This is a genomic window from Thalassospira xianhensis MCCC 1A02616, from assembly GCF_003326475.1.
Lineage (GTDB): Bacteria > Pseudomonadota > Alphaproteobacteria > Rhodospirillales > Thalassospiraceae > Thalassospira > Thalassospira xianhensis.
In genome coordinates, this window is record NZ_JPWA01000068.1 from 1 (window position 1) to 10,152 (window position 10,152).

At 56.4% G+C, this 10,152-nt stretch carries 11 protein-coding genes; 6 read left to right on the forward strand and 5 right to left on the reverse strand.

Annotated elements, in window-relative coordinates:
* On the reverse strand, positions 1-219 hold a 219-nt coding region (locus TH5_RS25945), incomplete at its 3' end, for a hypothetical protein (RefSeq protein WP_208638538.1).
* Positions 220-405: 186 nt separating this feature from the next.
* Between TH5_RS25945 and TH5_RS24690 the strand changes: the two genes are divergently transcribed.
* The gene (locus TH5_RS24690; protein ID WP_114124088.1) at positions 406-2,835 is read left to right on the forward strand and encodes a DUF4175 domain-containing protein; all 2,430 of its coding nucleotides are present in this window, start codon (positions 406-408) and stop codon (positions 2,833-2,835) included.
* A 78-nt stretch (positions 2,836-2,913) separates the two neighbouring features.
* Here the strand turns inward: TH5_RS24690 and TH5_RS24695 are convergent, their stop codons facing one another.
* A complete protein-coding gene (locus TH5_RS24695) occupies positions 2,914-3,729 on the reverse strand; it encodes a DUF3426 domain-containing protein (protein ID WP_114124089.1) in 816 nt (271 codons plus the stop codon).
* Positions 3,730-4,095: 366 nt separating this feature from the next.
* Here TH5_RS24695 and ftsE point away from each other — a divergent pair, with 366 nt between their 5' ends.
* The 4 genes from ftsE to TH5_RS24715 all read left to right on the forward strand — a co-directional run bounded on the left by ftsE (position 4,096) and on the right by TH5_RS24715 (position 7,494).
* A complete protein-coding gene (gene ftsE / locus TH5_RS24700) occupies positions 4,096-4,773 on the forward strand; it encodes a cell division ATP-binding protein FtsE (RefSeq protein ID WP_037987102.1) in 678 nt (225 codons plus the stop codon).
* A 47-nt stretch (positions 4,774-4,820) separates the two neighbouring features.
* Positions 4,821-5,723, forward strand: a complete 903-nt coding sequence (locus tag TH5_RS24705; RefSeq protein ID WP_114124090.1) for a cell division protein FtsX — start codon at positions 4,821-4,823, stop codon at positions 5,721-5,723.
* A 121-nt stretch (positions 5,724-5,844) separates the two neighbouring features.
* On the forward strand, positions 5,845-6,570 hold the full coding sequence (locus TH5_RS24710; RefSeq protein WP_167443663.1) for a YdcF family protein: 726 nt from the start codon (positions 5,845-5,847) through the stop codon (positions 6,568-6,570).
* A gap of 72 nt (positions 6,571-6,642) precedes the next feature.
* On the forward strand, positions 6,643-7,494 hold the full coding sequence (locus TH5_RS24715; protein ID WP_114124092.1) for a lysophospholipid acyltransferase family protein: 852 nt from the start codon (positions 6,643-6,645) through the stop codon (positions 7,492-7,494).
* A 73-nt stretch (positions 7,495-7,567) separates the two neighbouring features.
* Here TH5_RS24715 and TH5_RS24720 read toward each other — a convergent pair whose 3' ends face one another.
* Genes TH5_RS24720 through TH5_RS24730 form a run of 3 tightly spaced genes read right to left on the reverse strand, consistent with a single transcriptional unit; the run spans position 7,568 to position 9,988 of the window.
* Positions 7,568-8,503, reverse strand: coding sequence for a DMT family transporter (locus TH5_RS24720; RefSeq protein ID WP_114124093.1), 936 nt, complete (start codon positions 8,501-8,503; stop codon positions 7,568-7,570).
* Positions 8,503-9,063 (reverse strand): gamma-glutamylcyclotransferase, encoded by a 561-nt coding sequence (locus TH5_RS24725; protein ID WP_114124094.1) that lies wholly within the window; start codon positions 9,061-9,063, stop codon positions 8,503-8,505. The genes TH5_RS24720 and TH5_RS24725 overlap by 1 nt, the downstream gene beginning before the upstream one ends.
* Positions 9,064-9,106: 43 nt before the next feature.
* On the reverse strand, positions 9,107-9,988 hold the full coding sequence (locus TH5_RS24730; protein ID WP_114124095.1) for a DMT family transporter: 882 nt from the start codon (positions 9,986-9,988) through the stop codon (positions 9,107-9,109).
* Here TH5_RS24730 and TH5_RS25950 point away from each other — a divergent pair.
* The coding region (locus TH5_RS25950) for a hypothetical protein (RefSeq protein WP_208638539.1) at positions 9,971-10,152 on the forward strand (182 nt) is incomplete at its 3' end. The genes TH5_RS24730 and TH5_RS25950 overlap by 18 nt on opposite strands.

Sequence of the window (10,152 nt, forward strand, 5' to 3'; positions counted from 1 at the left end):
CCGCCGTAATGGCTCCGCCATCCGCCGACGCATATCCTGCGGATCGCCCCGCTGCCCTGCCTCAATCTTTGCCGCTGCATCCTGATCCCCTCTTTGATCCGGCCCCAAACGCAAAAACCCGCGAGGCACAAGGCCTTGCGGGTTTCGGTTCGGGTGCATTTCTCCCGTTGATTTTTCTCTTATGCCATAAATAAAAGAACAAATCAAGAACTTTTTCAATAAATTTCATATGCCGCCCAAAACCGCCCCATTCGGGACCGCCTTTTATTTTGGCTCACTCACGATCCTGACTTGACCCGCCCCGCCAAAGCCCCAAACTTAAACTAGGGTTTGAAATCTGTTCATCAGACCAAGCTGGCGGCACATGTCCCGGTTACGGGGCGATTGCAGGGGCCTTAAGTCGATATGTCGATCATACCACCCAATCCCCGACTGGAACGTCATCTGCGCCTGGCGCGGATGATCATGTCGTGGGAACGCGTGTGGCCACGGCTGATCCCGCCTTTGACAACCGCGATGCTGATTGCCGGGCTGACCCTAACCGGTACCTTTGAAATGCTGCCCGCGACCGGGCATATCATTTTGCTTTCGATCCTGTCGGTTGCCGGTCTTGCTGCCATCATCCTGCCATGGCGGCATTTCACATGGCCCAATCGCCGCGCCGTCCTGCAAAGGATCGAACAGGAAAACGGCCTTGAAAACAACCCGCTGCAAAGCCTTGAAGACCATATCGGGGATCACGAGGACCCGCTGACAAGCTATCTGTGGCAAAAGCAGCTGCAACGCCACGAGGCGATGCTTGATAACCTGCATTTGCCCCGTCCCCAGCCCTCGCTGGCGCGCATTGATCGCTATGGCTTGGTGGTTTTGCCGGTCTTGCTGCTCGCCGTCGGGCTGTTTGTCGCCCATGACCGGATGGGGGAACGCTTTTATAAGGCGTTCAGCCCGCTTCAACGGCTGGGTGCTGCCGATTTCAGCACGACATTATGGGTCACCCCGCCTGCCTATACCGGACAGATCCCGCGAGTCCTGCGTTTTGCCGATGGCACCGACCAGCCACAGCAGCAACCGGCGGATACAAACGCCGGGAATCCCAATGTCATCGATGTGGATGTCCCCGTCGGGTCAACACTGGCGGGCAGCATCGGAAGTGTCTGGCAACCCACACTGCATACCCCCACCGGCGAACGCGACATATCGGAAAGCAGCGACAACAGCTATGTCATTTCGACCGCCCTTGATCAGGCCGGGCCGTGGCGCATTTCGGTCTGGGGCAATGACCGGCTGACACTGAATGTCAATCTGGTGGCCGATAAACCGCCCGCCCTTTCATTCGTCAGCCCGCCGTCGGTGACCCGCCGCGATCATATCCGTCTTGATTATGTCGCGACCGATGATTACGGCATGAACAACCTTGATCTGATCATCACCCCCGCGACCGATGGCATTGGCGCCGAACAGTTCGGTCTGATCGACAATATCCGTATCGATATGTCCGGTCGCGATGGTCAGGGGGGTGCCGCATCCATGCCAACCCGGATCGAAGGCCCACGTTTCCTTGATCTTGTTTCCCATCCCTGGGCCGGGCTTCCGGTCAATCTGCAACTGGTATCGCAGGACAATTCCGGGCAGCGAGGCGAAAGCGATATGCGATCCATCGTGCTTCCGGAACGTGAATTCACCCATCCGGTTGCCAAAAAGCTGATCACGATCCGGCGTGGCTTGCTGCGTTATCCCGACAAGGCGCTTGAAATGCGCAATGCCCTTTTGCCCGTGCTGTATGCCCCGCAGGCATTTAACGGCCATATCGGTATTTTCCTGGCACTTTCCGTGACCGAGGCACGACTTTCGGCCCATCTGCGTGATCGCGACGTCCATCAGGAGGTCGCCGGGCTGCTTTGGCACATTGCCGAAGAAATCGAACGCGGCAGCTATGGCATGGCCGAACGCAACCTGATGGAGGCCGAGGAACGGCTGCTCGAAGCACTCGCCAACCCGAATGTCACCGAAGCCGAAATCGCCGAGCTGATCGAAAATTACCGTCGGGCCCTAAACGAATATATGGCCGCCCTCGCCCGCGAGGCACCGCAGAACCAGCAAGGACAGCAACAGACCCCCGCCGCCATCCTTGAACAGCAGGATCTTTCACGGATTGTCGATCAGATCGACGCCCTGATGCGGGCCGGTGCCCGCGATCAGGCGCGCGCCCTGATTGATCGCCTGCGTGAATTGGTTGAAAACATGCAGGTCACATCGGGTGACGGCGGAACCGATATCACATCGACCTTGCGCGAAATGCTCGATGGCATTCGTGATCTTGCCCGTCGACAGCAGGAACTGATGAATCAGGGGGATAATCCGTCCAACAATCCCGGCGGCAATGGTAACCGCGCCGAGGAACAGCAAAACCTTGCCGGTGATGCCCAGAACCTGACCAACAATTCCGGCTTTGGCCAGTTTGGCAATCTCAGCGGCATTGAAACCGCCATCGAGGCCATGCAGCGCGCCGCAGAAGCCCTTGGGCGCAACCGCGCCCACGAAGCCCTGCAACAGCAGGGACAGGCCATGGAAGCCCTTCAGCGCGGCATTGGCGAACTGAGCCGTGCCCTTGAAGGGCTTAGCCAGATGATGCCGATGCTTGATGAACTGCGCGGGTCGGGCAACCGTGATCCGCTTGGCCGGCCGGTTGGCGGGGACGGCACCACCGTCATCCCCGAAGTCGACACCCTTGAACGGGCATGGCGTATCCTGCAGGAACTGCGCCGCCGATCCGGGGACCCGGACCGCCCGGTGATCGAACAGGAATATATTGATCGGCTGCTTAAACGGTTCTAGGAACGCAACCCCGAAGAACGGGTAAACAAAAAGGGCAGCGACGGATCGCTGCCCTTTGTCATTTTCAGATCAAACCGATCAGGGTTCGACCGCTTCGCGCGGGTCAAGGAAGGTAACCTGCAGGCGGGTTGCTGTCGGGTTCGGACGACGGATCTTGGTTTCCACCGTCATGGTTTCGCCAACCGGCAGCATCTGGGCTTCCATCGGCATTTCTGCACCGCTCTGAACCGCGCTTTCGTCATAGATCAGCGGCACTTTTTTGCGCTGAACCACACGATCCAGCGGATCAAGAAGCTCGATCAGCAGATAGGGAAGAACCCGGTCAACCTCGCTGATATTGACGATCTCGGCGCGAACGACAAGAACGTCAACACCGTCTTCTTCTTCGCGAGTCGGCGGCAATTCACGAATATCAAGGCCTTCGCCAACATGCGGGACGTCAAGCCCGACCATGTCATAGACCTTGGCAATCGGCGGCCACAGATTGATCAGGATATCTTTGGCAAAATATCCGCCTGCACCAACCCCACCAAGGATCAGGAAGAACAGAATCCAGCCAACAACACCCTTTTTCGATTTCGCAGGCGGCTTCGGATTGTTGCGAATCAGCTGCTGCGGGATGGGGGGCGGATCGGGGATTTTGTCTGCGTCCTCGAAACCGGGATCAACCTGACCCGGCATCTGGTCGGCATTGAAGTCAGCACCAAGCGCGCCGTCCTGATCGAAAGGCGGCGGCAGCCTGTTTTCCTGCGCTGGCGACGGGGTTTTCATTCCCGGCGGGTCCTGATGCCAGCTATTGCCGCAATTTTTGCAGCGCACGGTTCTGCCCTTTGGGCCGATCGCCTCTGTTTTCACAGAGTATTTTTTTGAACAATCTGGGCAAGTAATGATCATTGCAAACCTGGCATCTCGATGTCAGCGGCATGAAACCCGGGGCACGGCCATAACCTGAGTGATTTCCGGCGATCCCCCGAATTCGCCAGTGTAGGGCAGAACCTACACTATATGTAAATAGCGGCGATTTAACAGACTGTTAAGCACAGATAACTGAAGCTGCCCGAATTTGGTTGGCACAGCATTGCACATATGGTGCTTCGATGACATCCGAAGAACTGTTTAAGTCGTCATATTTTCGGCCAATCTGCAATGATACCCACTTCGGGGTCTGCCAGATCGGACTTTTGCAATTGTTCAACCGGCCCCCGCATTATCATGTTATGTCGGGTCTGATACGTCGTGCTGCGATATGGAGCGCAAGTTTTGACTGAAGTCGTAAGTTTCAGGAATGTGGGTGTTCGCTATGAATCCGGGCCGGAGATTCTGCGCGATCTGAACTTTACCCTGCATCGTGGCAGCTTCCATTTCCTGACCGGGGCTTCGGGCGCCGGCAAATCGACATTGATGCGTTTGCTTTACCTTGCCCTGCGTCAAACACGCGGCGAGATCAATATTTTCGGCCGCGACAATATCCGCATTCCGCGCGATGAACTGCCCGCGATCCGCCGCAAAATCGGCGTGGTGTTTCAGGATTTCCGCCTGATCAATCACCTGACGACTTTTGAAAATGTCGCCCTGCCGCTGCGCGTCGCCGGGGTCGAGGATTTGCAGATCCGCAAGAACGTGACCGAACTTCTCGAATGGGTCGGCCTTGGTGATCAGATCAATGCCGTGCCATCGCGGCTTTCGGGCGGACAGCAGCAACGCGTTGCCATCGCGCGCGCCGTTATCGGCCGCCCGGCCCTGCTTCTCGCCGACGAGCCGACGGGTAACGTTGATGACCGGATCGCGATGCGGCTGCTATATCTTTTTGAAGAACTGAACAAACTCGGCACCACAGTGCTGATCGCCACACATAACCGGCAACTGGTGCGCCGCTTTGGCCATAATCAATGGCTGCTTGAAGCAGGCACCCTGCACGACATCACGCATAGCGCGTAACCGAACCAACCGACGGCAACTGGCTCAGACAGGACCCAAAATCGATCATGGCTTTTCGTTCGCAACCGTCACATCTGCCACTTGATAGCGATTCATCGACGCGCTTTTTGCCAAGCATCGTCGCATTGATGGTGGCCCTGCTGACGTTTTCGATCGTTGGCCTTGCGGCCCTGCATGACAGTGTCGGCAAATGGTCCGGCCAGATCGAAGGCAGCCTTTCGATACAGGTTCCTCCGACCAACATGGCAGACCGCGACCCCGAAGAACGCGAAGAAGCCCTGCAGGCAACGGTTGACAATATCATCGAGCAGCTGGCCGGCATGCCGGGCATTTCCCGGATCGAGGAACTCAGCCCCGAAACCATGTCGGCCCTTCTTGAACCGTGGCTTGGCCCCGATGAAGTCGTCAGTGAACTGCCGATCCCGCGCATCATCGAAATCACCCCGGAAACCGGTTTTAATTTCGATGCTCTTGAACGCAGGCTGGGCGAAATCGCCCCCGAGGCGGTTCTGGATGATCATCGCATCTGGATTGAACGGATTGCCGATGTTGCCTTTTCGGTCGAACTGGCCCTGATGACACTGATCATCGTACTGTTCGGGGCAACGATGCTGTCGGTCGTATTTGCCACCCGATCAGGTCTTTCCATTCATCGCGCAATCATCGAATTGCTGCATCTGATCGGTGCGCAGGATTCTTACATCGCGGGCCAGTTTGCCCGCCATAATCTGCGGCTGGCGTTTTTTGGTGCCCTGATCGGCCTTCTGATTGCCCTACCGGTTTCCGGACTGATTGCCTGGTTGGGCATACGTGCCGGCTGGCCGATCCCGACACTGGTCTTCAGTCCGCTTTTCATCGGCATTATCATTGCCATTCCCTTCGTGGTCGCCGGTGTCGCCCAGATGACGGCCAAAAGAACTGTGCTGCGCGTCTTGCGCAGAATGTTGTAACCTGCCTCACTCCTCCGTATAGTCGGCCTGCAGCGTCGTGATCATTTAGCGTTTCGGATCATGACCTTGTCCCCAAAAGGAGAGCCTTGTCGCATGCCAGCGTCCCTTCAGGCCCAATCATATGAGTAAGCCACCCCTTTCCGTTCAGCACCGTCGACGCTTCCGCCGGTTCCGCTTTTTGCTGTCGACCCTGATCCTGCTGGGGCTGATCTGGGCGGGTGGTTTTGTCTGGTATGTCGATATCATCCCGACCGAGGTCAATGAACCTGACCGCACAACCGATGCCATTGTCGTTCTGACCGGCGGCAGTGAACGCCTGTCGGAAGGCCGTCGCCTTCTGACGCGCCATCTTGCCAAAAAGCTGTTCATTTCCGGCGTTTATCGCGGGGTCGAAGTGGACGAGCTTCTATCAGCGGGCAAAGCCGATCCCCGGCTGATTTCATGCTGTGTGGTTCTTGGCCATGTTGCCGAAAATACCCGCGGGAATGCGCTGGAAACGGCCGTCTGGGTATATGAAGAAGGCTATAAAAGCCTGCGCATCGTCACGGCCAATTATCATATGCCCAGATCGCTTCTGGAATTTCGCAGCCTGATGCCCGATGTCGATATCATCGCCCATCCGGTTTTCCCCGAGAATGTAAAGGTCGACAGCTGGTGGCGCTGGCCGGGAAGTGCCAGTCTGATTGCCAGTGAATATAACAAGTTCCTGTTTGCCAGCCTGCGGAACTATCTTTTGGGATTTCTTCCGGACGGGAACCGCGCCGGCCTGCATGGTCCGAGCGCACCATCAACGCCGCCAAAGCAGGATTATTCGGCATCCAATCGTCTTTCCCAGAAATCAGGTTGAAGATACGGCGTTTCACTCGTGTCTCATAACTGTTACAAACCCTTTGACGAAGTGTTTGAAGGATCTGTCTGCATGAGAGCCCTGCGCGCGTTTTTGTTTAACGTGTTGTTTTTCGCCGGTACCGCAGCATTGTGCATCGTGCTTGTTCCCTTGATGCCACTTGGCCGCAAGCCCAATCAGTGGGTCGGCCATATGTGGTGTCGCCTGACACAGGGAATGCTGGCCATGACTGTCGGCATGTACAAGCGTATTCGCGGCCTTGAAAACCTGCCGAAAGGTCCCTGTATTCTGGTTGCCAAGCATCAGTCTGCCTGGGAAACCCTGACCTTTCATACGGTTGTGCCCGACCCGGCCTATATCCTGAAAAAGGAACTGACCCGCATCCCGTTGATGGGGCAGTTCCTGTTGCTGTCCGGGCAGATCGCCGTCGACAGATCGGCCGGATCATCTGCCCTGAAAGACATGATCAAGGGTGCCGAACGTGCCCTTGCCGATGGCAGACAGATCGTGATTTTCCCCGAAGGTACGCGTACGCCTCCTGGCTCGGATCGGCCGTATCATCCTGGCATTTATGCGCTCTACAAGGCGTTCCCCGATACGCCGGTCATTCCGGTTGCCATCAATTCCGGCATGTTCTGGGGTCGGCACAGCTTCATGAAATATGGTGGCGAGGTCACCATGGAATTCCTGCCCGCGATTGAGCCGGACCTTGATCGCAAAACATTTATGAAAACGATCAAAGGCAGGATTGATGACCGCACCCGCGAACTTGAACGCGAAGCGCAGGCTGAATTCAATCTGCCGACCCTGACATCTCGTGACGTCGAGATCGAGGAAGCCCGCGAAAAGGCCGAAGCCGAACAGCAGGAAGCCAAAACCGCAATTCCGATGGAATCCGTCGACAAGGAAAAAACGCCGACCTGATCAGACGGTTGTTTCAAATGCAAAAGGCCGGATTTTTATCCGGCCTTTTTCAATTCCATCCCTCTTTCGGCTGCTATGCCTTTCGGCGTGTTGCCTGCCAGATGCCAAAGGCAATCAATGTGATCCCGCCCAGATGGTAAAGGTGCAGTTCCTCGCCCAAAAAAATGATGGCAAGGACACTGGCAAAAACCGGCATCAGATACAGGAACACGCCAGCATTTGCCGGGCCGACAACCGCAACGCCCTTATTCCAGAACAGATAACCCAAAAATGCTGGCCCCGCGCCGATATAGAAAATCTTGAGCATATCGGGCCAGGCCGGATCAAGATGGGTAAAGAACGGCTCACCGCGTACAGCCACCGACCAGATATAAAGCGGGGTCAGGAACACCAACCCGATCAGGGCAGAAACAAACACAAGGCTTAGCGGATGCACGCCCTTGGGGGCACGTTTCAGAAGCATGGAATATGCCGCCCAGACCATGGCTGAAATCATCGCGAACAGATCGCCCGAGACAAAGTTCATCTCGGCAAAGACCGAAAAGTCACCTTTGGCGATGATCACTGCCGTACCGACACCGGCAATCAGCACACCGGCCCACTGGCCAAGCTTGGGTTTATCGGCCGTAAGCATCGCGGCAAACAGCAGAACCCAGACCGGGGTTGTCGCATTGAGAAGCCCGGTATTGACCGCCGTTGTGTTGTAAGCCGCCAGATAAATGACGATCGAAAACATGAAAACGCCGGTTGTCCCGATCAGGAACATCGACATTTTATGATCGGCCATCAGCCTCAGATCGCGTTTAAGGTGCGGAATACAAACCGGAAACAGCAATACGGCGGCCACAACCCAACGCCAGAACGCCAGCGCTTCAAGCGGCACCGTGGCATTCACCCCACGCGCAACCACGTGGTTTGATCCCCACATCATCGCGCAGGCAACCAGCATCAGATAGGCTGCCATCATCGGTGCATTTCCGCCTTTTGACATCGTGGTGGCATTCGACATCAGATACCGGCTCCCATATTGATTTCACCGTATTCCCGGCGCACCAGATCCATCAGATCGTGCAACGGCGGGTCGACAATTCCCATCTCGTCAAGATGACAGACCGTGTTTTCAAGATATTCAAGGTTCGGGCCGATATTGCCGTGTGCCGCGACAATGATTTCCACCGCCGTCCGGACCGGCAGGTTCCCGGCGAACTGTTCATGCGTTGGATCGGCGACATAGGTGTGCGCAATGACCTTGCGTCCATCAGAAAGCTCGACCTCGACATCGGCGGGAATATAGGTGTTGGTCACCAGTTCGCGTTCATCCAGATAGGCCTTGACCAGCGGCCAGTTGTCCGGCGCGATCCGAAACGCGTTCCCGACACATTCCCCGCCAACATTCAGCCCCAGAACCAGCCCCGGATTTTCCGGTGTGCCGCGATAATGATGGGAATAGATGCAAAAGGACCGGTGATAGCCGCGCAGCGTCGCGCGTGCCCGTTCTTCAAATTCGAAGCCCGGCCGCCACAGCAGCGATCCATATCCAAATACCCATCTTTCCTGGGGCTCAGTCAAAATTTCCTCCGGTCATGCTGGCGTTTTATGTCCGGTTCTGAACCTAGCGTTTCACCATCACCAATGCCACCCCAAGTGCGGCAATTGCAAATCCGGCAAAACCGAGCAGGCCCAGATGTTCATCAAAAAGCAACCAGGCAAAGAAGGCAGCCGTGGGCGGGACAAGGTAAAACATGCTTGCAACCCGGGTTGCCTCGCCCTGCTTGATCAAAACCATCAGAAGCATGATCGCCCCGATTGACAACACCAGAACCAGCCACGCCATCGCAAGAATGAAGTTCATGCTCCATTCGATCACCAATGGTTCCTTGATCAGGGCCACCAGCCCGACAAAGGCCGCTGCGGCGATATACTGGATAACCGTACCGCTCATCAGATCCATGCCCGTGCAGAACCGTTTCTGATAAAGCGTCCCGGCCGTCATGCCAAACAGCGCCATGATCGCAAGCCCGATGCCAAAGGCGGTAATACCGATGCCGTCACCGATTTTGGGCAACAGGACCAAAGCCACGCCAATCAGGCCAAGAACAAGCCCGGCCCACTGACGCCCGCTGACACGTTCCCCCAGAAGGGCACCAACAACCGATGCCGTCACAACCGGCTGCAACCCGACGATCAGGGCCGCCAAACCCGACGGGAGCCCCGTATCAATCGCCCAGAAAACACCGCCCAGATAAATCCCGTGAACTAGAACCCCGGTGGTACTGATATGGGCAACCTGCCGCCAGCTTTTGGGCCATTTGGCACCCAGCAACGAAATCACCGGCACCATCAGAACAATGACGATGGCGAAACGGGCAAACAGAAAGGTAAACGGGTCGGCATAGGGAAGTCCGAACTTTGCGCCAACAAAGCCCGTGCTCCAGAGGAACACAAACACGAACGGCATAATCCGTGCAAAAGCCGGATGATCGGTGGCAGGCATGACGTTCCCCTTTTTCCGGCGAAAGATGCTGTTTGGGGCGCATCTTTCCACCCGACGACGGCCTGCCATTTGCAAACCGTGAAAATTGATTATTTATCGGTCTTGTTTTTGCCCTTGGCGTCGCTTTGGCGGTCCTCACCCTCGGCCGAGAAATTGGTGAAATA